The sequence below is a fragment of the Kribbella sandramycini genome (genome assembly GCF_013131805.1).
Lineage (GTDB): Bacteria > Actinomycetota > Actinomycetes > Propionibacteriales > Kribbellaceae > Kribbella > Kribbella sandramycini.
Genome location: NZ_JABJRC010000005.1, coordinates 368,522 through 391,447 on the forward strand (window position 1 = coordinate 368,522; position 22,926 = coordinate 391,447).

At 69.6% G+C, this 22,926-nt stretch carries 19 protein-coding genes, 1 tRNA gene and 1 riboswitch; of the genes, 13 read left to right on the top strand and 7 right to left on the bottom strand.

The window, feature by feature from the left end; genetic code table 11:
* Window positions 1-265 precede the first annotated feature (265 nt).
* The 6 genes from HPO96_RS22440 to HPO96_RS22465 are packed head-to-tail and all read left to right on the top strand — an operon-like array spanning window position 266 to window position 8,492.
* Window positions 266-2,359 (top strand): nitroreductase family protein, encoded by a 2,094-nt coding sequence (locus tag HPO96_RS22440; RefSeq protein ID WP_171675588.1) that lies wholly within the window; start codon window positions 266-268, stop codon window positions 2,357-2,359.
* Complete coding sequence (locus HPO96_RS22445; RefSeq protein WP_171675590.1) at window positions 2,359-4,110, top strand: alpha/beta hydrolase family protein; 1,752 nt, start codon at window positions 2,359-2,361, stop codon at window positions 4,108-4,110. The genes HPO96_RS22440 and HPO96_RS22445 overlap by 1 nt, the downstream gene beginning before the upstream one ends.
* Window positions 4,103-5,341, top strand: coding sequence for a tetratricopeptide repeat protein (locus tag HPO96_RS22450; RefSeq protein WP_171675592.1), 1,239 nt, complete (start codon window positions 4,103-4,105; stop codon window positions 5,339-5,341). The genes HPO96_RS22445 and HPO96_RS22450 overlap by 8 nt, the downstream gene beginning before the upstream one ends.
* On the top strand, window positions 5,338-6,699 hold the full coding sequence (locus tag HPO96_RS22455) for an MATE family efflux transporter (protein ID WP_171675594.1): 1,362 nt from the start codon (window positions 5,338-5,340) through the stop codon (window positions 6,697-6,699). Before HPO96_RS22450 ends, HPO96_RS22455 begins: the two co-directional genes overlap by 4 nt.
* A gap of 3 nt (window positions 6,700-6,702) precedes the next feature.
* Entirely contained in the window at window positions 6,703-7,290 is a 588-nt protein-coding gene (locus HPO96_RS22460) for an O-methyltransferase (RefSeq protein WP_171675596.1), read from the top strand.
* The gene (locus tag HPO96_RS22465; protein WP_171675598.1) at window positions 7,287-8,492 is read left to right on the top strand and encodes a tetratricopeptide repeat protein; all 1,206 of its coding nucleotides are present in this window, start codon (window positions 7,287-7,289) and stop codon (window positions 8,490-8,492) included. The genes HPO96_RS22460 and HPO96_RS22465 overlap by 4 nt, the downstream gene beginning before the upstream one ends.
* Before the next feature lie 1,212 nt (window positions 8,493-9,704).
* Here HPO96_RS22465 and HPO96_RS22475 read toward each other — a convergent pair.
* The 3 genes from HPO96_RS22475 to HPO96_RS22485 all read right to left on the bottom strand — a co-directional run bounded on the left by HPO96_RS22475 (window position 9,705) and on the right by HPO96_RS22485 (window position 12,716).
* Window positions 9,705-11,480 (bottom strand): AfsR/SARP family transcriptional regulator, encoded by a 1,776-nt coding sequence (locus tag HPO96_RS22475; RefSeq protein ID WP_171675600.1) that lies wholly within the window; start codon window positions 11,478-11,480, stop codon window positions 9,705-9,707.
* A 96-nt stretch (window positions 11,481-11,576) separates the two neighbouring features.
* On the bottom strand, window positions 11,577-12,125 hold the full coding sequence (locus HPO96_RS22480; RefSeq protein WP_171675602.1) for a fibronectin type III domain-containing protein: 549 nt from the start codon (window positions 12,123-12,125) through the stop codon (window positions 11,577-11,579).
* The gene (locus HPO96_RS22485) at window positions 12,126-12,716 is read right to left on the bottom strand and encodes a hypothetical protein (RefSeq protein WP_171675604.1); all 591 of its coding nucleotides are present in this window, start codon (window positions 12,714-12,716) and stop codon (window positions 12,126-12,128) included. It abuts the gene before it with no gap.
* Between the two features lie 207 nt (window positions 12,717-12,923).
* Between HPO96_RS22485 and HPO96_RS22490 the strand changes: the two genes are divergently transcribed.
* On the top strand, window positions 12,924-14,378 hold the full coding sequence (locus HPO96_RS22490) for a glycoside hydrolase (RefSeq protein WP_171675606.1): 1,455 nt from the start codon (window positions 12,924-12,926) through the stop codon (window positions 14,376-14,378).
* On the opposite strand, the gene HPO96_RS22495 is transcribed toward HPO96_RS22490, so the two are convergent.
* Window positions 14,375-15,247 carry a hypothetical protein gene (locus HPO96_RS22495; RefSeq protein WP_171675608.1) on the bottom strand — a complete coding sequence of 291 codons (873 nt, stop codon included), beginning with the start codon at window positions 15,245-15,247 and terminating at the stop codon, window positions 14,375-14,377. The two genes, HPO96_RS22490 and HPO96_RS22495, sit on opposite strands and share 4 nt — an antisense overlap.
* Before the next feature lie 22 nt (window positions 15,248-15,269).
* The gene (locus HPO96_RS22500) at window positions 15,270-16,220 is read right to left on the bottom strand and encodes a CPBP family intramembrane glutamic endopeptidase (RefSeq protein WP_171675609.1); all 951 of its coding nucleotides are present in this window, start codon (window positions 16,218-16,220) and stop codon (window positions 15,270-15,272) included.
* A gap of 108 nt (window positions 16,221-16,328) precedes the next feature.
* Here HPO96_RS22500 and HPO96_RS22505 point away from each other — a divergent pair, with 108 nt between their 5' ends.
* From HPO96_RS22505 to HPO96_RS22515, 3 genes are all read left to right on the top strand, one after another.
* Window positions 16,329-18,311 (top strand): sensor histidine kinase, encoded by a 1,983-nt coding sequence (locus tag HPO96_RS22505; protein ID WP_171675610.1) that lies wholly within the window; start codon window positions 16,329-16,331, stop codon window positions 18,309-18,311.
* On the top strand, window positions 18,308-18,967 hold the full coding sequence (locus tag HPO96_RS22510; protein WP_171675612.1) for a response regulator: 660 nt from the start codon (window positions 18,308-18,310) through the stop codon (window positions 18,965-18,967). The genes HPO96_RS22505 and HPO96_RS22510 overlap by 4 nt, the downstream gene beginning before the upstream one ends.
* A 79-nt stretch (window positions 18,968-19,046) precedes the next feature.
* A complete protein-coding gene (locus HPO96_RS22515; RefSeq protein ID WP_337796759.1) occupies window positions 19,047-19,577 on the top strand; it encodes an NUDIX hydrolase in 531 nt (176 codons plus the stop codon).
* 8 nt (window positions 19,578-19,585) lie between these two features.
* Here the strand turns inward: HPO96_RS22515 and HPO96_RS22520 are convergent, their stop codons facing one another.
* Window positions 19,586-20,785, bottom strand: a complete 1,200-nt coding sequence (locus tag HPO96_RS22520; RefSeq protein ID WP_171675616.1) for a helix-turn-helix domain-containing protein — start codon at window positions 20,783-20,785, stop codon at window positions 19,586-19,588.
* 230 nt (window positions 20,786-21,015) lie between these two features.
* Window positions 21,016-21,091, bottom strand: a tRNA-Lys gene (locus HPO96_RS22525).
* Between the two features lie 229 nt (window positions 21,092-21,320).
* Between HPO96_RS22525 and HPO96_RS22530 the strand changes: the two genes are divergently transcribed.
* The 3 genes from HPO96_RS22530 to thiS all read left to right on the top strand — a co-directional run bounded on the left by HPO96_RS22530 (window position 21,321) and on the right by thiS (window position 22,925).
* Window positions 21,321-21,881, top strand: coding sequence for a hypothetical protein (locus HPO96_RS22530; protein ID WP_171675618.1), 561 nt, complete (start codon window positions 21,321-21,323; stop codon window positions 21,879-21,881).
* A gap of 112 nt (window positions 21,882-21,993) precedes the next feature.
* Window positions 21,994-22,566, top strand: a complete 573-nt coding sequence (locus HPO96_RS22535; RefSeq protein ID WP_171675620.1) for a G5 domain-containing protein — start codon at window positions 21,994-21,996, stop codon at window positions 22,564-22,566.
* Between the two features lie 43 nt (window positions 22,567-22,609).
* A riboswitch (TPP riboswitch) is annotated at window positions 22,610-22,725 on the top strand.
* Window positions 22,716-22,925 (top strand): sulfur carrier protein ThiS, encoded by a 210-nt coding sequence (gene thiS / locus HPO96_RS22540; RefSeq protein ID WP_171675622.1) that lies wholly within the window; start codon window positions 22,716-22,718, stop codon window positions 22,923-22,925. It overlaps the preceding riboswitch by 10 nt.
* Window position 22,926 lies beyond the last annotated feature (1 nt).

Here is a 22,926-nt window from a genome sequence, read left to right on the forward strand (position 1 = left end):
GGCCGCGCCGGCGACAGCGCCGCGACAGAGCGGCAGCAGGTGAACAACAGCGGGATTTGCGACGGTTTGTTCTCCGGATGACAGGGAGGTGAATCATGGAGAACAACACCGCGGTCGAGATCGAGGAGACCACCGAGTACGACGTCATGCTGCTGCAGACGGACCGTTACTGATTCCGGTGCGCCCGGACACGGCTTTTCCGGCCGTGTCCGGGCCCCTGGAGAAACCGTCCGGCAATTGCGGCTCCGACCCGAGTAGGTGGCTCATGTTCGTCCGTCTGAATCCTGGCGCCAGAATTCTGCCGCCGACGGTTGTCACCGGCGACCGCTGGGTCGCCGAAGACCTGCGCCGCAAGCGCCGGTTCACCATCCAGCGCCCGCTGGCCGCCGTCCTGGTCGCCGCGGCCGTCCCGCAGGACCCCGATGAGCTGGCCAAACAGCTCGCCGAGCTCGATCCGGCCGTCGCCGCCGGCGACTGGCAGCGCCGCGTGACCGCGCTGCTCGACCGCGGCTTGCTGGTGTCCTCGGACCCGGCCGACGATTGGCGCGAAGAGCTCACCGCCGCCTGGACGCAGGCCAATTGGCGCGAGGCCGCGGAATATCATCTGCTCGCCTTCGACTACCCCTGTATCGACTATTCCGAAGCCAGCGCAATGGGGATCGACCGGTCCCGGATGCGGGATTACCAGGCAATCGAGCCGGATGCCAACCGCTACAAACTCGATTACGCCGCGAACCCCGGCGAGGAATTACCGGCGCCGACCGCCGAGATTGCTACCGGTACGGCGTACCGGCACTGGAACGGGGAAACTCCGGCCGCGCCGGCCACCGCCGAAGCACTGGCCGCCGTACTGTCGCTGACCTTCGGCGTGCTGCAGGAGCGGACCCCGGTGACCGAGTCCGCGCCGCTGCTGAGGCGGACGTCGCCGTCGGGCGGCGGCCGCAATCCGTCCGAGGGCTATCTGTTCGTCCGTTCGGTGCCCGGCTACCGGCCGGGTTGGTACCACGTGACGCTGAAGCCGTTCAGCCTGCGGCTGGTCAGCACCGACGTACCGGCGTCCCTGACGGGCCTCTTCCCAGACTTCCCGGCCGATCCGGCGGCCGTCGTCCTGGTGACGAGCGTCTTCGAGCGGAACATGTACCGCTATCGCGAGCCGCGCACCTATCGCACCGTCCACATGGACGCGGGCCATCTGCTCGGCACCGCACGCCTGGTCGCCGAGTCGATCGGCCTGCGTGCGATCGCCGGTGACGCCGGTGACGCGCTCGCCCTCGAGAATCAGCTCGGCCTCGACGGGATGGCCGAGGGCTACCTCGGCGGCCTGGCCCTGTACGACGGCAACGCGCCGGCCGCGATCCCCGCCACGATCGCGCCCACACCAGCCACCGAACCCGCGATCGCGCAACCGCTGGACACCTGGCCGGCCCTCGTCCGAATCCGGCCGACGACCGATGAGCCCGGCATCGAGGTCGCCGACGTCGTCTCCGGTCGCACCCATCGCTTCAACCCCGCCGAACTGGCCGCCGACCTGCTCGCCGGCGCCGTCCCCGCACTCCCAACCACCACCGCCGACGACGTACGCCGCGCCCAACTGCTCCCCGGCCTTCAGCACTGGCAGCACCGCGGTTGGCACCCTTCGGACCAGTCGTACGTTGCCAGCCGGCGCCCGGCCACCGTCATCCCCGAGCCCGCAACCCCAACAGCCGCTGCACCACGCCCAGGCCCCGGGATCGAACTTCCCGCGCCCGCCCACGCCGCGAAGCACTCGATCGCCCGGCTACTGGTGAACAGGCGGACCGGACGCGCGTACATCCGCAGGCCCGCCCCGGCCGAGGTCCTCTCCGGCCTGCTCTGGCACGGGCTCAGTGAGTTCCGCACCGGCACCTCGAGCCGGGCCGCCGCCGACTGGGACCCCTCGGTCTGGGAGGTCTGCCTCTGCGTGCACAACGTCGAGGGCGTCGAGCGCGGCGCCTACCGCTACGACCCGCAGACCCATCGCCTGCACCTCGTCCAAGCCGACGACCTACGGCCGCGGATGGCCACGATCCTGCAGGGCATGCGGTCGCCGTCCTCGGCCGGGTGGACACTCGGTCTGGTCGCGGACTTCGAGCGGCAGCAGCAGGTCCGGCCGTCCGAATCCGGGTTGCGGAGTCTGTACACGCAGTCCGGCGTGATCGCGCAGGACTTGATCGTGCTCGGGTCGGCGTACGACCTGAGCACCTTGGTCACCCCGGCCCAGCAGGATTCGGCGTACCTGGAGCTGCACGGTCTGCACCCGCGGCAGTACGGCCCGATCTACACGCTGACCATGGGACTCTCCCGCGGGCTCGACGGCGTCTACCCGGACGAGGCCGAGTGATGACGACCGTCACCGGCTCCGACCTGAAGTCCGCCCTGCTCGCGCTGGAGACCAACACGTCGCCGCGGCTGCGACCGGACGGCGGCGCGGTCGCCTTCATCCGGACCACCGACGCCGGTGAGTCGGTCTGGTTGCGGACCGACATCGAAGAGCCGGTCGCCGAGTACGACGGCCACTCGATTCGCGACCTGCGCTGGACGACGGACGGTCGCCGGTTGCTCTTCCGGCACAGCCCCCGCGGCCGCGAGGCCTGGCAGCTCGCGGCCTACGACGGCCAAGTCGTCGAGATCGGCCCGGCCGCGGAGTTCTGGACCGCCGGAGCCGAGCTGATCCTCGGCGTCCGCGGCCGGCTCCAGCAGCTCAATCTCAACACGCCCGAGGCCGCGCCGACCGAGTACGGCGAGCTGAACCCCGGCTTCCACCGCCGGCTGGTCGACCGCGCGCTGCGCCCCCGCGGTGGCGTCACGATTCACCCGGACGGCTCAGCGCGACTCGTCGTCGACGCCCACGAGCTCGACATCCCCGCCGATGCCCTCGCCGACTTCGCGGTCCAGGGTTTCAGCGGCGACGGGCGGTTCCTGTACCTGACCACCAGCGCCGGCCTGCCCACCCGGCAACTCGTTGCCCTGGACACCGAAACCGGCGAGACCTCCGTCCGCTTCGGCGCCGATGATCGCGACGTCTCCAGTTTCCCGATCGGTCCGGACGGCGTCTGGTTCGACCCGCTCGACGGCACTCCCGACCTGGCCGCGATCTTCGCCGAACGCCTCCGGCTGCAGCCACTGACCACCGCGATGCACACCGCGTTGGCCGAGCTGCGTCAAGCGATCCCCGGTGATCCCCTCATTCTGGATCGCAGTATCGACGACGACGTCTGGCTGACCGGCGTCGTCCGCGACAACGGCCCGCTCGAGTACGCGTGCTATCGGCGCAGCACCGGCGCAGTCGAGCCGCTGTTCGTCAACCGGCCGGACCTGATCGGTCACGAGCTACCGCAGCTCACGACGTTCAGCTACGACACCTCCGACGGCCAGTCGATCGACGGCTACCGGCTGGCCCCCGACACCAGCCGGCGGCCGACCGTCGTCCTCGTCCACGGCGGCCCGGCCAGCCGGGACCTGTGGCGCTTCCACGCCGAGGCGCAGTACCTGGCCACGCTCGGACTCACCTCGCTGCACCTCAACTACCGCGGCTCCCGCGGCCGCGGCAAGGCATTCCGGCTGGCCGGTCACGGCGAGTGGGGCGGTCGGATGCAGGACGACCTGTACGACGGTGTCGCCTTCGGCATCGAGCAGGGCTGGGTCGACGGCGATCGGGTCGCGTTCTTCGGCTCGTCGTACGGCGGCTACGCGAGCCTGCTCGCTGCGACCGCCCGACCGGACGTCGTCCGCTGCGCGGTCGCGATCAGCCCGCAGTGCGATCTGGCTGGGCTGGCCTCGAAGCCACCGCGCTTCTGGGGACCGATCGCGGGTGCCATCCGCAACCAGGTGCAGGGCGCGGACGAGCTGTTGCGCGCTCGCTCGCCGTACCACCGGCTGACCGCCGATTGCCCGCCGCTGCTGATCGCGCACGGCGTCCGCGACCCGCGGATCCCGATCGCCGAGGTCGACGATTTCGTCGCCAAGGCCCGCGAGCTCGGGGTGCCGGTTACCTATCTGCGCTTCGACGACGAAGGGCATTCCGTGCAGTCCAACCGGAACCGGGCCGAGCTGTTCACCGCGATCGAATCATTTCTGGAGCGTCATGTCTGAGCCCGCGATCAACCATGTCTACGACCGCACCGATCCGCGCGGCGACTTCCCGAGCCTGCCCGGGCCCGGCGTCCTCGAGCACAACCGGCTCGCGGTGTTCTGGCGGCCGCTGCTCGACCTGCATCCGAGCCCGTACGCGCCGATGCGGCTCCAGGCGCTGAGCTATGTCAACAGCTGGCTCGCGGACCCGGAGTCGACCGACTGGGCCTGGTTCTCGCGGCACTCCGTCGCCGGGCTGCGGAACCAGGTGGTCCGGCACACCGGCTTGGCGCAATACGCCTGCAAGGACCCGCGCGACCTGCCGGAAGACCTGCGGACCTCGCAGTGGCAGGTGTTGGCCGAGGCCCTCGACAACTTTGCCGACCTCCCCCCGCTGCGCCGTCGGATGGTCGTCTTCCACCTGGTCCAACTGTCGTTCTACAACGTCGCTGTCGCGCTGACCGCCGCCGACCAACCGGATGGCACGGCCGAGACCGACCTCTACCTGTACGAGGTCGCTCGGGCCCACACCGGCTCGCCCGCGTACGGCGCCCGTGCGGCCGACCTCTTCGAATACCTCGCGACGACGTCGGCCGACCCGACGCTCGCCCTGGCCGCGGCCGGGCAAGGCGTCAGCCACGCGATCCGCCGGGATCGGGATCTCGACATCGCCCGCAAGTTCGAGTCGTACGCCGCGACCGCGGACGGCGAGGTCGGCTGGCTGCACGCGCTCGCCCGCAGCCGCTTCCACCGCGCGGTCGCGCTGCTCCGCCTGCGCGAACGCGACTTCCGCGGCATGAGCGCCGAGATCAAGCTGTCCGTGGAGTTCGGCGAGCAACTGCTGGCCGCCGAGCCTACCGGCGCCGACCGGTACGTCGCCGTCGAGAACCAGCGGATCATCCTCGAGTCGCAGATCAAGGCCGCCGGACGCGCGCCGATCGACGTCCGCGCGGAGCAGGTCCGGCTGCGGTGCGACCAGCTGCTCGCGATCGACCCGTACTGCATTCAGGCACGGTTGGTCGTCGCCGACGGCTACTCCGCCGCCGGGATGTTCGCCGAGGCGGCGCACTGGTACGAGCGGGCCGGTGAGCTGGGCACCGGCGCCGGCGCGATGGCCTGGTACCGCGCTGGTCAGTGCCACGACCTGCTCGGCCGGCCGGCGGACGCCGCGAACGCGATGGGCCGCTGCCTGGAGCTGGACACGACCGCGGTGCAGCCGCGGGAGTACCTGGAACGGCTCGAACGCGGATGAGCGAACGCCGCGAGATCACCCGCCTCGGCGTCCCGTTCCTGATCGGGGTGCTGTCGTCGTCGCTGGACGGCGTCATCGACACCGCGATGATGGGCCGCTTCAGCACCGACGGCCTGGTCGCCGTCGCCGGCGCCTCCGCGATCTTCGACGTGTTCACCACGGTCGCGGTCGCGACAGTCGTCGGGCATCAGATCCTGTCCGCGCGATTCGCCGGGCGGGACGACGACGCCGGCCTCCGTGCCTCGTTCGCCGCCACGGCCCGGTTGTCGATACTCGTCGTCCTCCCGTTGCTGGCCGCGTGCGTCTTCTTCGGTACGCCGCTCGCGCACCTCACCCTGGCCGGATCCGGCCCGGCGGTGATCGAGCTCGGCGGCAGCTTCCTGACCGCCGTGGCGCCGACCTTGCCGCTCGTGGTGGCGTTCACCGCCTTGACCGCCACGATGAACGCCCACCAGTCGGTCAAGGCGCCGACTGTCGCGGCCCTAGTAGTTGCCGGGAGCAACATTCTGCTCGACTGGTTGCTGATCTACGGCCCGGGCCCCTTCCCGCGGCTCGGCGTCGTCGGCGACGGGCTCGCGACCAGCCTGGCCTGGGCGATCGGCCTGGCCCTACTGCTGGTCTTCGCCGCCCGAGCCGGGTATCTGGCCCGGTTGCGGACCCGCGCGGTCCCGGCGCCCGTCGACTTCGAGACATCGGTGACCAAGCTGTCGTGGCCCGCGATCGTCTCGACCGCCGTCGACTACACGAGTACCGCGGTGTTCTTCGGCGTCCTCGGCGGGCTGGGCGCGCAGACGCTCGGCGGCGGCCGGATCGCCTTCCACGTGCTGGTGCTGATCTACGGGTTCGGGGCCGCGTTCGGCGCCGCCGTGCGGATCCTGATCGGCCGGGCGGCCGGTGCCGACGATGCGACCAAGGTCCGGGCGACCTGGGTGGCCGGACGGTCGTTGCTGCTACCGGCCGGGCTGGCGATCGCTGTCGTCCTGATCGCGGTCAAGGGCTGGGTGGCGCGGGCCTTCAGCCCGGACCCGGTCCTCCAGGACCAGCTCGCCGCGGCCCTGGTGATGGTGGCGCTGATCGTGCCGCTGATCGGCTGGACGCTGGCCAACGCCGGTCTGGTCAAAGCGCTCGGCCGGACCAAGCTCGACCTCTACGCGAACCTGGCCGCGGCCGCCGGTGTCCAGCTGCCGATCGCCTGGCTGCTCGGCTCGGTCCTCGGCCTCGGCGTCACCGGCGCGTTCGCCGGGATGGCGGCGTACTGGATCACCCGCGGCGCCCTGCTGGAGCTGTGGGCACGGCGTTCCCTGCACGAACTCGACGCCCGGTCCCCTGTCGGGGCCGGCGTGACCGCAGAAAGGTAAGTCATGGACCTGATCACCACGACCCCGCCCGTCGCCGAACCGGCGCGCGCCGCCAAGGCCCGTTCGATCGCCGAACGCGCCCGGCTCACCCTCGCCTCGGATCCCCGGACCGGGCAGTTCCTCCGGACGATGGCAGCCGCCAAACCCGGCGGACGGCTGCTCGAACTCGGCTCCCAGACCGGCGTCGGCACCGGTTGGCTGCTGGACGGGATGGACGCCGACGCGCGGCTGACCACGATCGAGATCTTCCCCCGGATCGCCGAGGCCTGCCGGCAGACCTACGCCGACGAGCCACGCGTCGAGGTGATCACCGCGGACGCCACGGAGTGGCTGGAGCAGTACGACGGGCCGCCGTTCGATCTGATCTTCGTGGACACCACCGACGCGAAGTTCCACCGCCGCGATCTGGTCCTGGCGCATCTCGTCCACGGCGGTCTGCTACTCGCCGACGACCTGCTGCCGCAGGAGAAGTGGACCGACGAGCATCTGCCCCGGGTGCAGCGGCTGCGCGACGAGATCGGCTCCGATCCCGAACTGGTCGTGACCCTGGTCGACTGGGCCTCCGGCCTGCTGGTCGCGGCGCGGCGATGACCCCGATCACGGTCCGGCCGGTCTACGCCCGGACGACCCAATCGATGCCGGTGGCAACGGAACGCCCGTTGCCACCGCACAATCGGCTGGCCGTGCACTGGGGACCGCTGCTCGACCTGGGCCCGGCGCCGATGGCGCCAGTTCGGCTGCGGCTGCTGCAGCCGGTCGCCGAGTGGCTGGCTGACGATTCCGGGCCGTGGTCGTGGTGCTCGCGGATCTCACTGCCCGGGATCCGCCACCAGGTCGTCGTCCACGCAGGGCTGCCGTCGTACGCCGCTGGGTCGCCAAGTGCGCTCGCAGTCGAGCTGCGCAGTCCGGCGTGGCAACAGTTGCTCGCCGCACTGGACCGTTTCGCGGAGCTCGACTGGCGGCGGCGCAGCCTGGTCGCGTTCCAGCTGGCCCAGTTGTCGTATCACCGGATCGCGTTGCGGCTGGCCGCGCCGGATGCCCCCGAGCACTTCCGCTACGAGCTGGCCCGGATCGCGGCGTCGACTCCTGGCGAAGGTGCGCGGGCGCTGCAGACCTTCCAAGAGCTGGCCACGGGCGCCTCCGAGCCGCTGTTGCGAGTCGGCGCAGCCTTCCAGGGGATCGGACATTCACTGCGCGATCGGCGCGGGCCCGGAACGGCGCGCTGGTTCGAGCTGCGCGGGCAGGAGACACTCAGCGCCGTCCCGGCTGTCGACTGGGTGTCGACGTTGATCCGCAGCCGGTTCCACCGGGCGGTCGCCCTGCTCCGGCTGACCGAGCAGGACCGACCGGCCGCACAGGCCGAGGCCGGTCAGGCCGCGGAGTTCCACGAGCAACTGGTTGCCTGGAGCAAAGACTCGGCCGCCGAGCTGATCGCCGCCGAGAACCGGCGCTACCTGCTGCAGCTCGAACTCCAGCTCGTCTCCCCGACCGATATCCCGGCGATCGAGGCGTTGTGTGCCGAACTCGCCGAGGTCGATCCGTACTGCGTGGAGACCCGGACGACGATCGGCGACAGCTGGCTCGCGGCCGGCGAGACCGCGCGGGCGGCGGCCTGGTACGAACGCGCCGGTCAGCTCGGCACCGGCGCGGGCGCCGTCGCCTGGTATCGCGCCGGGCAATGTCACGAGGCGCTCGGCGACCCCGCGGCCGCGCTGAACGCGATGGGCCGCTGTCTCGAACTCGACCCGTCCGCCGTCGAACCCCGGGCGGCGCTCGCCGCGACGTACCGGTGAACAGGCTCGCGCTCCTGGTCGTCGGCGCCGGTCCGGCGGGAATCTTCGCTGCCCTGCGCTCAGGGCTGCCACCCGAGCAGGTCCTGATCGTCGACGAGGGCCGGGAGGTCGAGGCCCGGCTGGGCGCGCGGCGCTTCGGTCTCGACGTACCGGGCACGATCGCGACCGGGTTCGGCGGCGCGGGGTTGTTCTCCAACGGACAGCTCTGCCTGACCCACCAGATCGGCTCGACGATCGCGCATCGGTTCCCCGCGGCCGAGGTGAACCGGCGGCAGCACGCGATCGACGCGATCCTGCACGACGGGATGGACATCGGCGAGCTCCGGCCGATCGGCCCGGCCGCCGGGATCGCGGCCACCGCGCGCCGACACGGCCTGTCCTACCTGCAGTACGCCGTCCGGCAGCTCGACTCCGACCAGCTGATCCGGATGACGACTCGGCTGCGCGACCGGATCCTCCACACGGCGCGGCTGTCGTGTGAGACCGCCTGCGTGGCGATCGAGCCCACCGGCGGCGGCTGGCTGGTGCGGCTGGAGGGGAAGCTGAACGGGGTCTTCGAGGCCGCCAACGTCGTCCTCGCACCGGGCAAAGCAGGCGCCGGCTGGCTGCGCGAGACCGGTACGGCGCTCGGACTGTCTCGCGAGGCCGCGGCGCCGCGGCTCGGCGTCCGACTGCAGGGACCGGCCGGTTTCTTGTCCGCGCTACTGGCCGGCAGCGGCGATCCGCGGTTGACCTGGAGTGTCGGCGACGGGGTCCGGGTCAGGTTGCAGAACCTGAGCGATGGCGACGTCGTACCGGCGACCTCGCAGGGGCTGATCGTCGTCGGTGGGACCAGTGCGCGCGCCGCGGGGTTCGAGCGGTCGAGCGGAACGGTCATGGTGACGTCTGGGCTCTGCGCGGCCGACGTCCGGCGGATCGTCGCGGGGGTGAATGACGCGAGCCGGGACGGCGTACTGACACAGTCATTACCGGAATTCCTGGCTGGGGGCGGCGGACTGGATGAGCACTACCCGGCCCGGTTGACCGAGCTGCTGCGGCGCTTCGTACTGCGGCTGGCGAACGTGTGTCCGGAGGTGTTACACCCGAGCACGGTCGTGCACGGGCCGGCAGTCGAGGGGTTGACCGACCGGTTCGACGTCACCGATGAGCTGGAGGCGCGCGGCCGGCCCGGTCTCTACCTGGCCGGGGACGGCCCAGGGCTGACCGGCGGCATCATCGGAGCGGCAGACTCGGGCTGGCTTGCGGGAGCGTCGATCGCACGACGCTCGGGTCGCACGGCAGCTCGGCCGCGAACGCGCCGACCAGTCCCGGGAGTGCGAACCGGCCCGGCCGCGGCTCCAGCACGAGATGCAGGTCGCCCAAGCGACGGAGTGACCGTAGTACCACCGGCCGGCTGAGGCCGGTCTCCGCCGTCAGGCAACTCAGCGAAACATCAACCGGGTCGACGAGCGCCCGGAAAACCCGCGCACTGTCCTCGTCGAGCGCCTGGTACGAGCCGCTCAGCACCGCACGCAGATCGGTCGCCGGATCCTCACTCGATTCCAGCAGGTCGAACATGGTCGGCTCCGGGCGCAGTTCACGCGTCGTACCGGCCTGGCGCCCGATCCAGATCGCCGCGAGCACCAACGCGAGCGGCAGCCCGCCGCACAGCTCGGACAGGCGGAGCAACTGACCGTCCGGCACCATCGCCCGGCGGCGGATCGCGGACTGCAGCAGGTGCAGGGACTCAATAGTGCCGAGCGGATCGACCAGGAGTTGCGGAATGCCGTTGCTGGCAGCGAGCCCGTCGCAGCGGCAGCGGCTGGTGATCAGCGCGAACGACGACGTACCGCCGGGGAGCAGTGGGCGAATCTGCGCCGGACCGCGGGCGTTGTCGAGCAGGATGAGAAGCCGTCGCTCGGCGGTGACCGTCCGCCAGAGTGCGCTGCGGGCGTCCAGGGAGGCCGGGAGGTCCTGCTGCGGCAGGCCGAAACCGCACAGCAACTCGGCGAGCGCGTCATTCGCGTCCAGCGGGCCGCCGGCGTCGTACCCGGCGAGATTCACGAAGACCTGCCCGTCGGTGAAGCGATCGCGCTCCTGGTTCGCCCAGTGCACCGCCAGGCTGGTCTTGCCGATCCCGGCTTGGCCGTGCAGGACGACGGCTCCACCGCCCGCGTCGGCCCGCCAATGGATCCCCCGCAGGAGGGCAGCCCGCCCGACGAACCGCGGTAGATCGGCCGGGAGCTGTCGCGGTACGCCGCTCGCCGTCCGGCGCTCCAGCTCCGGGTGCTCGGCGTCCAGCGCGGCGGCGTACGCCTGCTGGACGGCGTCGCCCGGCAGCACTCCGAGTTCGTCGGCCAGCGTGCGCCGGAGCCGGTCGTACGTTGCGAGTGCCTCGGCGCGCCGTCCGGAAGCCAGGAACGCGGTCATCAACCGGGCGGCGAGAGATTCGCGCAGCGGATAACGCGCGATCAGATCGGGCAGCATCGCGCAGACCGGCGCCGGATCAGCGGCGGCCAGGTCGAGGTCGGTCCAGGCCTCCACCGCGCCGAGATAGCGCTCGAGCAGCCGTGGCGCCTCCTCCCGGCGCAGCCACTCGACGTACTCGCCGTCGAACGGTTCGGACCACATCCGCAGCCCCTCGGCCAGACTGCGCCGACGTACATCGGCCGTGCCCTCGCTCCCGGCCGCGTCGAACCGGGCCAGCATCTCGAGGACGTCGACCTGCGCGGGCTCGATCGTCAGCGCGTAGCTGCGCCCATCAGCCCGGACCGCCTTCGGGCCGAGCGTGCGCCGCAACCGCGCGACACAGCTGTGCAGGCTGCCGCGCGGATTCTCCGGCAGCGGCCCCTCCCAGAGCCGATCGATCAGGGTGTCCGCCGGTACCGCCGTCCCACCGGCCAGCGCGAGCATGGCGACCAGTGAGCGCAGGCGACAGCCGCGGACCTGGACGGGCTCGCCGTCGCGCTCCACCACGAGGTTCCCCAGCAATCTGACCCGCAGCGTCATCTTCGCAGGCTAGGCAGATCCCGGGGTCTCTCCGGAGGCCTTCGACCGACATCGAAAGGCGAGGAATTTTCCAATTGCTCCCGGCAACTACCGGCGTCAGCCGGCCGGGGTGGTCTGGTGGGTCAGCGAGGTGGGCGTTCCGCGGCGGAAGGGGCGCGGGGTGTAGGTCGCGGGTTTGTCGGCGGGGAGGAGTGGGAGCGCGAAGGTCGTGGTGTTGGGGTCCAGGTAAGCGGCCACGTCGGTGGTCGCGCCATGCCGTTCGAGGAGGTAGCCCTCTTCGTCCGAGCTGGTGTCGGGCCAGCTGAGCAGGACTTCACCCTTACCTGGCTGGGCTTTCGCGGGCTCGCCGCTCGGGGCGGTGAGGGGCGTGACCCGGTAGTAGAAAGTTGTCGAAGGCATCAGATCGGGATGCTCGTAGCGCTGCTGCTCCGGTGACAGGAAGCCGAGGATCGTGAACGGCCCGGCCTCCTCCGTCGCATACTCGACCATCAGGTACGCCGCATCCGACGGCGCCCCCGACCAGGTGAGTGTGACGTCGTCCGTCACCAGCTCGGAGCTCAGCTGGAACCCCTGCCGGGGCTGGTCGGCCGAACCACAGCCGACCAGCACCAGCAAGGAGCCGAGCCAAGCGGCCAACAGCCGCATCTACTTCCGCCAGAACTGGACGCCGCTCCACTGAACCGTGACCGGCCCACGGCCGCTGTCGGTCCGGTACGAGCCGAACTTGTCGTAGAAGCTGCCACCCGGGCTGGACATGCTGTGCCGGAGCGAGCCGTTGATGTACGTCCGATGCGCGCTACCGACCTGGTGCACGGTGTTGACGCGCACCGTCGTACCGACCGTCGCGCCGCTGGCGATCGTGTCGCCGCCGACCCGGTACAGCCGGCCGCCGCTCTCGACCGCGAGCATGAAGAACGGCCCGGACGAGCTCTCGTTGAACGTCTGCTTCAGGCTGATCCGCGATCCCGTCATCGACGTGATCCGGAACGAGCCCTCGAACTGCCTGGTCCCACTGGTGTACGTCGCATATCGGCGCTCGGCCCGCTGATCACCACTCTGGGTCGAGCAGGTCAGCTGGAAGCTCAACCCGTTGATCTGCCCACACCCGCGCTCCTGCTCGTTGAACGAGGGCGAGTACGACGTCCAGCCGCCAGGCTCGACCTCAGCGTGGGCGACCATCGGGCTGAACAACGCCAGCAAACCGGTGGCACAAGCAACTACCCGCAGAATTCTCATCGTGTTTACCTCATCGGAAAGTCGGGGCGGTAACCATCCGCGTACGCAGGCTCACCGTAGAGCAAGCGCTTACCAACCAGCTAGTAGCTGGTATGGGATTTTTTGGAACCCAGTTCCATCGGTGGTCCGGTTTGTGCAGGTGGGCAACGGCCGACCGCGGGGCTAACCTCGACGGGCTGGCTGCTTCGACCGCCCCTGGAGGTTGCTGTGCGTCGTCGTACTGTGCTGGGTTCGCTGGTGGCTGCGCCGTTGGTCTGGGGGCAGGGGGCCGCGCCTGCGGCGGCGGCTCCGCGGTCGAGTGTTGACCCGCGGGTGGATTGGGGGGTTTGGGAGGGCTGGGGGACGTCGCTGTGCTGGTGGGGTAAGGCTCACGGGAACCGCGATGACCTGGCCGACGTGTTCTTCACCCGCGGGACGGTCGACTATCAGGGGACGGCGTTACCCGGCCTCGGGTTGACGATCGCGCGGTACAACGCGGGCGCGTGTTCGACGAAACCGATCAACGGGGAGTCGATGGTCCGGTCGCCCAATATCGGCGACCCGCGGCAGATGGACGGGTACTGGCTCGACTGGTTCAGCGCCGACCCGGCGTCCGCGAGCTGGAACTGGTACGCCGACAGCGCGCAACGCAACCTGATGTGGAAGGCGCGCGACCGCGGCGTCAACCAGTTCGAGCTGTTCTCGAACTCACCGATGTGGTGGATGTGCCAGAACCACAATCCCTCCGGCGCGGCCAACGGCGGCGACAACCTGCAGACCTGGAACCAGCGGCAGCACGCCGTCTACCTCGCGACGATCGCCCGCTACGCCCATGACCACTGGGGTGTCGACTTCACCTCGGTCGAGCCGTTCAACGAACCCGACGGCAACTGGTGGAAGGCCGACGGCACCCAGGAGGGCTGTCATTTCGAGCCGGCCACGCAGCGCCCGGTGATCAATCATCTGCGCGCCGAGCTGAACGCGCGCGACCTCGGGTGGATGCCGATCGCGGCGTCCGACTGCTGGGGTTACGACGCCGCGCTGTCCACCTGGAACAGCTTCGACAGCGCGACCCGGGCGAATGTTGCCCGGATCAACGTTCATGGTTACCAGCAGGGCGGCGGCCGGCGGGATCTGTTGTATGCCGCGGCGAAGTCGGCCGGGCGGAAGATCTGGAACTCGGAGTACGGCGAGGGCGACGCCAGCGGGATGAGCCTGGCAAGCAACCTCAACCTCGACTTCCGCTGGCTGCACCCGTCCGCCTGGGTCTACTGGCAGGTCGTGGACGGCGGCGGCTGGGGCCTCATTCAGGACACCGGCGGCGGGACGACCGGGCCGGTGAACCCGAAGTACTACGTCCTCGCGCAGTACACCCGGCACATCCGCGCCGGGATGCGGATCCTCGACGGCGGCGGGCCGAACACGATCGCGGCGTACGACGCGGCCGCGCGCAAGCTGATCATCGTCGCCACGAACTACGCGACGGCGCAGTACCTCGACTTCGACCTGGCGAAGTTCAGCCGGCCGTCGACGGACGGAGCGCCGATCCCGCGCTGGTCGACGACGCCGGGCGGGGCGCACTACCAGGCGCACCAGGACACGGTCATGCACGGGACGCGCTTCTGGTCCTGGTTCGAGCCGAACACGATCCAGACCTTCGAGGTCCCGGATGTGACGCTCTAGGCGACGGTGCCGATCCAGTCGCCGGGCGCCGGGTCGCTCTGGAAGGTGACGAAGATCGACTCGTCGGCACCCGGTTTCAGCGGGTCGAAGAGCACGGTGGCGAAACCGCCGACGCCGGGGATCTCCGACCGGTTCGACGTCCGGCGGGTCACCCAGCGCTCGGTGCCCTGCAGATCGCTGAACTTGATCACGAGATCCGCGCCGGTGACCGACTTGCGACCCTGCTCGTCGGACGTCGTCCGGATCGTCACGCTGGTGATCGCCCCGGGGACCTGGCGGCCGGACTCGAGCAGCCGCGTACGCTCGGTGATCTGGCTGCGCAGGCGGCGGTTGTACCGGATCGACCACAGGACGACCAGGACGGCGACCAGCACGGCCAGCGCGGGGACCCAGTACTGCGCGTTCTCGCCGATCCAGTTGCCACCGGCAACAGACTCTTCCATCCCGGGCAGCAGCGGTTCTTCGAGCGTCGGTTCGGCCCAGTTCCGCGAGCTGATCACGACGCCGGCGGCGGTCGCGGAGAAGGCGAGCGGCGACAGCAGCGCGATCGTCTTCTCACCGCCGCGGTAGCGGTCGATCAGGGTCGCCGCGATCAGGCCGCTCACGCACAGGCCGACCGCGCCGGCGGCCAGCAGGATGCCCATGGTGGCCGGGCCGAAGAAGCGCGGCCACGGCTCGGTGATGTCGTAGCCGGCGTCCAGGAAGGTGTGCCGCATGGTCTCGGCGAACGCCCCGATACCGAGGCCGGTCGCCACGGCGAAGCCCACCTGCGCCGCGGTCGCGATGACCGCGGCGATCAGGACTCCCGGACGTCCGGCGTACTGCTGTCGTTTCAGCCGCCGCGCCGCGCTCGGATCGATCGTGCTCATCGACATCCCCCCTGAGGTCTGCTCAGATTCTCGCACCGGCGGGAGTCAGACGGGCGGGGTTGTACCGCTTGGCGAGCCGCAGGATGACGAGGACGAAGACGACCACCATGCCCATGTCGAGCAGCGCGAACTCCCAGGGCAGGTCGGCGGCCGTCTCTTCGGAGGCCAGACCGCCCTTGTACGCCGCGGAGACGAGCATCGCGATCAGGTTGTTCGCCACGTGCAGCGCGATCGCGGCCTCGATGCCGCCGGTGCGGATGGTCAGCCAGCCGAGGGCCAGGCCGAAGACGGTGAGCGCCGCGAAGCCCCACGGCGTCCCCCAACCGTGCGCGGCCGCGAACAGGAAGGCCTGCGGGATGACGACGAGGACCGGCCAGCGGACGAACGAGCCGACCGCCTGCAGAAGCCAGCCGCGGAAGATGAACTCCTCGGCCGCCGCCTGCAGCGGAACGAGCAGCATCAGCACGACCAGGCTGAGGAGGAACGGGCCGATGCCGACGAAGGGACTGTCCGGGTCCGCGTTGGAATCGACCACCGCCGAGGGGCCACCGCCGGTGACCATCGCCGTGGTCAGCATCAGCGTGATGAGGACCCCCGCGACGGCGAGGCAGCGGGCCAGCCAGGGTAGCCGGAGCCGGCCGGTCACCGAGGTGATCGAGCCCCAGGTCCGCCGCTGGACCCACCAGAGCGTCAACGCCAGCGCGGGCATCGCGATGGCGATCGCGAGCAGGTCGATCCCGAACGACGTCAGGTCGTCGAACATCGGCAGCTCGTCGTCCCCGAACGGGACCTTGAGCAGCAGGCCGACCAGAGCGGACTGGCCGAGAACCAGCACCGAAGCGAACAAGAACAACACCAGGAGGACGACCGTGCCGACGATCGGACGCCACCAGTTGTGGCGGCCGGTCACCCGGGCGAGTCGCTCGTATCCGACCGATTCGACGTGCTGCTGGGTCTGGTACGCGGTTGTCATGGTTCCAGGATGCGGACGAACGGGCGTCGTCCGCGTCCGTCCGGAGCACGACCGGCCGCCTCTATCGCTGGGTAGAGAAGCCGGATCGCGGCCTATGCTTTGGCTCTGATGGAACCTGTCCGCAACTGGCTGCTACCGATCGTCCTGGGCGTCGCCTGGATCTTGGTGTCGCCCGCGCTCGCGGCGGCCGTCGACGAGCCGTTGAACACGTCGGAGCTGATCGTGAGCAGTGCGGCGTCCGCGATGGCGGCGGTCGCGCTGGGCTTCCGGCGCCGGGCCCCGCTGACCACCTTCGCCGTGGTGACCGTCGTCCAAACGGTTGGATACTTCTCGGTCACGCAGGACAGCCCGCTCCTGCTGCCGGCCGAGATCGTTGCCTTGTACTCCGTTGCGGTGCGCTGCCGGCCGGCCATCGGGTGGTGGGCCGTCGGCGTCCAGGCCGTGGTCCAGACGGCGGCCACCGCGCTCTCCACAGGCGTGAGCCCGGGGCTTGGCTGGGAGGCTGTGCTCAACCTGATCGGGTACGGGCTTGTGCTCGTGCTGGGGTTCGGCCGGCGGCATCGGCTCGCTTTGCGCTCTTCGGCCGCGCAGCAGATCCGCGCTGCCGAAGCCCGGCGGGCCGATGCCGCCGTGTCCGAACGACGACGGCTCGCCCGCGAACTGCACGACGTGAGCGCCCATCACCTGACCTCGATCGTGGTCAGCGGCGGGGCCGCCGAGCGCCTGGCCGCGACCCGCCCCGATCTGTCGGCCGACGCGCTGACGTACGCCGCCGCGACCGGCCGGGAGACGTTGCGCTCGCTGCACGAACTGGTGGCCATTCTCCAGACCGGCGAAACGCAGGAGGAGGAGCCGATCGTCGACCGGATCACTGATCTGGCCGAAGCGTTCAGCCGGCTCGGGCAGCAGATCGTCGTCGATGTCACGCCGGGGCTGGCTGGGCCGGTCGGCGAGGCTGTGTTCGGGATCGTGCGGGAGTCGCTGACGAATACCTTGCGGCACGCGCCGGGCGCCGCCGTACGGGTGCTGGTGACGCGGGCTGGGGACCGCGTCGACGTACTGGTCGAGAACGGGCGTGCGACCGAGCCGGCGTCCGCTCAGGGCAGCCGCCGCGGTGTCACCGGCATGAAAGACCGAGCCGAGGCGCTGGGCGGGACGCTCACCGCGGGCCCTGGGCCGGACGGTAGTTGGCAAGTACGAGCCAGCCTGCCCACCGCGTCATCCGCACCCGGCCTGCAGCCACGACCGCCGTACTCGACCGCGGCCCCTGTCCCTGCGCCGTCGTCCGCCGCGCGCCTGGCCGCTGGCGGGTGGTGGACCGAAATCGGCGTCCTGCTTGCCGTCGCAACCCCTGCGGTCGGCGGCACCGGCGCGATGCTTGCGGCAACGAAACCGATCCCCGACGCAGCGACAGTCAGCCTCGGCGTCCTCATCGCGCTGCTGCCCGGACTCATCCTGCTCGGCCGCCTCCAGCGCCCGTGGACCGCACTGCTCGGCGTCGTCCTCGCCGGATGCCTCTGGCCGTTGGCCATCGGCCTCGGCTGGCTACCCGACTCACTCGCGCCTGCCCTCGCCCTGAGCCTGTTCGCCTCAGCAGCCGCGGTCTACGCGGTGGCGACGTACGGCGGCGACCCAGTCATCACCTGGCTGTCAGCCGGCATCGCCACCGCCGGCGTCGGCCTGTCAACAGGTGGCCTACTCAGGGTCGCGGCGGCTCCGGACGACCCCTCGGGCTGGGGGTACCCGATCGCGATGGGGGTAGTGGTCGCCGTCGTTCTGGCGATCCCGCTGGGGTTTTGCTGGGTGATCGGCGGCCTGCTGCGGCGCCGGCGACTCCGCGAGTCGGACCAGACGGGCGCCACGCTCGCCGAGCTCGTGCGGGCGACGGAGTACGAAGTCCACACCGAACGCCTGCGGATCGCCGGCGGCCTGCACCACAGCGTCCTGACCCGCACCCAAGTCCTCATCGACCGCGCCGAAGCCGGCGACCTCGAAGCCGCCACCACCGAAGCCCGCGCCGCCCTCACCGCCATGCGCGACCTCCTCGAAACCCTCGACGACGGCGCCCCCGCCCCCAGGAGACCCCAATGACGATCCGCGTCCTCGTCGTCGACGACCAAACCGTCGTCCGCGCCGGCTTCGTAGCCATCGTCGACGCCGAACCCGACCTCACCGTCGTCGGCCAAGCCGGCGACGGCGCCACCGCCGTAGCCCTGGCCGCCGACCTCGCCCCCGACATAGTCCTCATGGACATCCGCATGCCCGGCCTCGACGGCCTGGCCGCCACCCGCCTCCTCACCGAAAAGGCCGACCTCCCGAAGGTCCTGGTCCTCACCACCTTCGACCTGGACGAATACGTCTACGAGGCCCTCCGAGCCGGCGCCTCCGGCTTCCTCCTCAAAGACGCCCAACCCCAAGACCTCCTCAACGCCATCCGCATCATCGCCACCGGCGAAGCCGTCCTCGCCCCCACCATCACCCGCCGCCTCATCCAAACCTTCACCCAACCCCAAACCCCCACCCCAGCCCCCTCCCCCCTCCTCAACTCCCTAACCCCCCGAGAACGCCAAGTCCTAACCCTCATAGCCGCCGGCCACTCCAACGCCGAAATAGCCACCACCTTGGGAGTGACCGTAGGCACCACCAAATCCCACGTAAACGCCCTCCTAACCAAACTGAACGCCCGAGACCGAGTCCAAGCCACCATCACCGCCTACAACCTCGGCCTCGCCCACCCCCGCAACTAGGCACGCCCACCCACGCGGCCAAGCAGGTCTAGTTGGGTAATGTCGTGGCGTGACGGCTGAGGGTGGTGCGGAGTCGACCGTGTGGACGATCCACGGTGAACGACTGGTCGACGACACCCGGCGGCTGCGGTTGAGTATTGCGTCGGTCGAGTTGCCTGACGGCGTGCAGTTCGAGCAGTACGTGCTGCGAATGCCCAAGGCCGCCATGATGGTCGTGCTCGATGACAACCAAGAGAACGTGCTCATGCTCTGGCGCCACCGCTTCATCATCGACCGCTGGGTCTGGGAGCTCCCAGGCGGCTACGTCGACCCGAACGAGGATCCCGCCGCCACCGCAGCCCGCGAGGTCGAAGAAGAAACCGGCTGGCGACCAAGAAACGTCAAGCCCCTGGTCTCCCTGCAACCTTCAGTAGGTACGACGGATGCCGAGAACCTGCTGTTCGTCTCCCACGGCGCCGAGTACATCGGTGAGCCAGAGGACATCAACGAGGCCGAGCGCGTCGCTTGGCTCCCTCTCACTTCGGTTCGCGATCGAATCGAGGCCGGCGAGATCATCGGAGCAGCGTCATTGGTCGGCTTGCTCCATGTACTCGCGTTCCGCACGGGCTGATCTGCTACTTACTCGGAGGGTCGGCGGGCATCGTGCTGACCGCGGTCGTAGCCTTCGACGCCGCCCTCGAACCAGGCGGTCACTGCGAGATCAACCATCACCTCGACGGGGTCAACCCCCGCTTCGATGTATGCATCCGCCTTCCAGAGTAGGTATCTCATGACCGGATTGTCCTGGCTGGGCCACGGCGGCTGGGGTTGCTGCGCCTTGCGAGGGTCGGGCCAGTTACCACGCTTCTGCTCCTGACTGTCGGACCAGGCGAGGACAGCTGTACCGATCCCCTCGGGGACGACGAGCTGCACATCGTCGAACGGGAGCCAGGACTGGGTTACAGGCTTGTCTGCCTTCGCTGGAGGATGCACAAATCCTGGACCGGCGAGTTCCTGGGCAAGGATGTTGTAAGGCGCCAGGTCGCGGAACTGCTGGAGCTCATCGTCGGGCTCGTCGAACCAGGTGTGCGGGTGCCGCCGTTCGATGAGCAGGCGCGCCTTGCGGTACTCCGGGAAGACACAATCCCACTCCCGAAACGGGATCAGTTCGTCGAGCTGTTCCTCGAGGTAGTCCCAGCGATCGTCTCGGAGATCGTCATCCAGGTCGTCGGCCAGCTCATGCCACACGCCCATCGACTCATTGTCGTCCCAGGTCTGTGCTGCGCATCGAACCGCGGCCGCGAAGATTGCCGCATCGGCGAAACACTGACAGGACTCGTCGATGAAGCGCCCCCGCCCCAGCTCTTTCACGAGGTACTGCATACGCTCTGCCAGCATTTGATACCACGCCAGGTTATTGCCGACAGCAACGAAAATTCGCGGATCCAGCTCCTCGAGTATCGAGTCGTCCGTCGGATCGAAGTAGCTGTTGGTCAGCTCGGACCTCAGCATGTCTTGTCCCATGTCGAGTGTCGATTGGAGCGCGCCCACCATCCGTGGAGTCAGACCCTCGATGCGATCGGTCCAGAGCTTGTTCAGTTTTGCCACTTCAGCCGTCCACTGAGGGTCCGAGGGAGCATGCCCAGTGTCCAGCAGAGCTGAGAGCTCGTCGCGATTGAGGCGGAGCGCTCGCAGAACTCCACGAACTGTCTCGCTACGAACGCCAAGACCAGGCGACTGCTCGAATCGCCTCCAGGTTGCCATGCTGACGCCGGCCTTCTCAGCCGCCTGCTGCTGAGTGAGGCCGAGCTGCGACCGACGCTCCCCGATAACCGACACCGAACCTCCATGAGCACTCATTGACTACTAGCACTCAGTGAACCACAACTTTCCGAGAAGGCAAGAGCACGCCAACACGGCCTAGAAGATGGCCCCAGGGCAGTCGTGATGCAGCACAGAACAACCGCATGCCGACCAGGAATGACCAACCCGAGCCCCGCCGAAGCGGACGCGCCGAAGGCGTCAGAGGGACTGTCGCCGCCGAAGGCGGTGTCCTTTGAGGTTGTTGCTGGTAGGCCCCGTGGGACTCGAACCCACAACCCGCGGATTAAAAGTCCGCTGCTCTGCCAATTGAGCTAGAGGCCCCGGTGGTGAAGGGGGTGGGGTAAGTGTTGCAGGTTTGGGGGGTGGGGTGGGGAGTGGGGTGGGGTTTGAGGGTGTTCGGGGGGATTTGGGGGGAGTACTGTCGGGGGGTGGGGAGTACTGGTGAGGCTGTGGGGCGGCTTGGCTAGGGGGCGGGATGCGGGATTCGATTGTGGTGGGGCATGGGGTGGTTCTGGGGGGTTGGCGGGAGATTTTGGGGCAGGCGGCGGATATGGGGCTGGCTGACCGGATTGTGGTGGGGGTGACGTTGCGGGCCCGGGCGGAGGCGTTGGCGGCTGCTGAGGGGCTGGTGGCGGATGCGCCGGATCTGGCGCGGGATGCGCGGGAGTTCGCGGCGGTGGTGCGGGCGCAGAATCCGTTGGGGGCGGTGTTCACCGGGGTTGGGGTGGCTGCTGGGGTGTTGGGGTTCTTCGGGATGTGGTCGGTGCAGGTTTTGCGGGGAGTGCTGGCGCCGGAGGCGGTGGGGGTGGCGGAGACGACCATTGCGCTGATCGGGGTGCTGACGGTGGCGGCGGCTGCGGTGATCGTGGCGGTGGTGCGGGCGGCGGTGGAGGCTGCGCGGGCGGCGGTCGAGGACGTCGATGCGGCGGTTGCGCATCCGTCGGCGGTGCTGTTGCGGGAGGTGCGGCCGGCTGAGGAGCGGTTGTTCGCGGTGCTGCGGTTGCCGTTGCCCGAGCCGGCGATCTCGGCGGGGCCGTTGATCGCGCTGGCTGGGATCGGGCTCGCCGCCGGCGTTGCGTGTGCGGCGCTCACCGGGGTCGGCATCGCCTGAGCTCTGGCCGCTGCGGTCACTCAGGGTGTATGCAGTTGTCTTCGCTCGGATCCGCCGGGCGCTGACAATCCTGCCGCGGGGGGAACCGACGGCGGGTTTGGGGGGCATTGTGATGCGGTTTGTCGTTGCTGTTGTGATGCTGCTGGTCGCTGGGTGCGGTACGGCGGAGGTGGGCGCGCCGGCTGCGGATGGGCGGGTCGTGGGCGAGGTGAGTACGCCGCCGGCCCCGCAGAGCGCGAAACCGAAGCCAAAGGCGACGCCGGTCAAGACCACCCGGAAACAGGTGGTCGAAACTCGGCCAATCCCGTTCAAGTCGAAGACCGTCACCGACAGTTCGCTGCCCAAGGGCGAGCGGGCAGTGCGGACGGCGGGGGTCAACGGAACGCGCAAGTTGACGTACGAGGTGACGTACGTCGGCGCCAAGGCGACCAGCAAGCGGCTCATCCGCCAAGAGGTGTCGAAGCAGCCGGTGTCGCAGGTGACCGTCGTGGGGACGAAGGTCGAGGAGAGTACGTCGAACGAGTGCGACCCGAACTACAGCGGGTGCGTGCCGATCGCGAGTGACGTCGACTGCTCGGGCGGGAAGGGCAACGGGCCCGAGTACGTCGCGGGCCCGGTCGAGGTGATCGGGTCGGACATCTACCGGCTGGACGCCGACAGCGACGGCATCGGGTGTGAGGGCTAACCGGGGGAATTGGCTAGATTGCTGACGGAACACTAAAATCGAGCACAGCAACCGCGGGAGCTCACACCGGAGTGGGCTGAGAGGGCGACAGAGCCGGCGTCGCCGACCGCTGAACCTGAATCGGGTAATACCGGCGTAGGGAGGAAGCAATGGCCGACGAGTCGGTGTGGGTGAACGGTACGGCGACCAGTGGCGGGGCCGGGCGGTCCGTGGCGGAGCTGGTCGAGGAGGTGTCCGACCGGCAGACCGGGATCGCGGTCGCGGTGAACCAGAGTGTGCTGACGCGGGCCGAGTGGGCCCGGACGATCCTCGCGGCGGGCGACCGGGTGGAGATCGTCGGCGCGGTGCAGGGCGGCTGAG

What these genes read in the sequence shown, in the direction of transcription:
- HPO96_RS22440 (WP_171675588.1), top strand. Translation starts at nt 266, where the DNA reads ATGTTCGTCCGTCTGAATCCTGGCGCCAGAATTCTGCCGCCGACGGTT.
- HPO96_RS22445 (WP_171675590.1), top strand. Translation starts at nt 2,359, where the DNA reads ATGACGACCGTCACCGGCTCCGACCTGAAGTCCGCCCTGCTCGCGCTG.
- HPO96_RS22450 (WP_171675592.1), top strand. Translation starts at nt 4,103, where the DNA reads ATGTCTGAGCCCGCGATCAACCATGTCTACGACCGCACCGATCCGCGC.
- HPO96_RS22455 (WP_171675594.1), top strand. Translation starts at nt 5,338, where the DNA reads ATGAGCGAACGCCGCGAGATCACCCGCCTCGGCGTCCCGTTCCTGATC.
- HPO96_RS22460 (WP_171675596.1), top strand. Translation starts at nt 6,703, where the DNA reads ATGGACCTGATCACCACGACCCCGCCCGTCGCCGAACCGGCGCGCGCC.
- HPO96_RS22465 (WP_171675598.1), top strand. Translation starts at nt 7,287, where the DNA reads ATGACCCCGATCACGGTCCGGCCGGTCTACGCCCGGACGACCCAATCG.
- HPO96_RS22475 (WP_171675600.1), bottom strand. Translation starts at nt 11,480, where the DNA reads ATGACGCTGCGGGTCAGATTGCTGGGGAACCTCGTGGTGGAGCGCGAC.
- HPO96_RS22480 (WP_171675602.1), bottom strand. Translation starts at nt 12,125, where the DNA reads ATGCGGCTGTTGGCCGCTTGGCTCGGCTCCTTGCTGGTGCTGGTCGGC.
- HPO96_RS22485 (WP_171675604.1), bottom strand. Translation starts at nt 12,716, where the DNA reads ATGAGAATTCTGCGGGTAGTTGCTTGTGCCACCGGTTTGCTGGCGTTG.
- HPO96_RS22495 (WP_171675608.1), bottom strand. Translation starts at nt 15,247, where the DNA reads ATGAGCACGATCGATCCGAGCGCGGCGCGGCGGCTGAAACGACAGCAG.
- HPO96_RS22500 (WP_171675609.1), bottom strand. Translation starts at nt 16,220, where the DNA reads ATGACAACCGCGTACCAGACCCAGCAGCACGTCGAATCGGTCGGATAC.
- HPO96_RS22505 (WP_171675610.1), top strand. Translation starts at nt 16,329, where the DNA reads ATGGAACCTGTCCGCAACTGGCTGCTACCGATCGTCCTGGGCGTCGCC.
- HPO96_RS22510 (WP_171675612.1), top strand. Translation starts at nt 18,308, where the DNA reads ATGACGATCCGCGTCCTCGTCGTCGACGACCAAACCGTCGTCCGCGCC.
- HPO96_RS22530 (WP_171675618.1), top strand. Translation starts at nt 21,321, where the DNA reads ATGGGGCTGGCTGACCGGATTGTGGTGGGGGTGACGTTGCGGGCCCGG.
- HPO96_RS22535 (WP_171675620.1), top strand. Translation starts at nt 21,994, where the DNA reads ATGCGGTTTGTCGTTGCTGTTGTGATGCTGCTGGTCGCTGGGTGCGGT.
- thiS (WP_171675622.1), top strand. Translation starts at nt 22,716, where the DNA reads ATGGCCGACGAGTCGGTGTGGGTGAACGGTACGGCGACCAGTGGCGGG.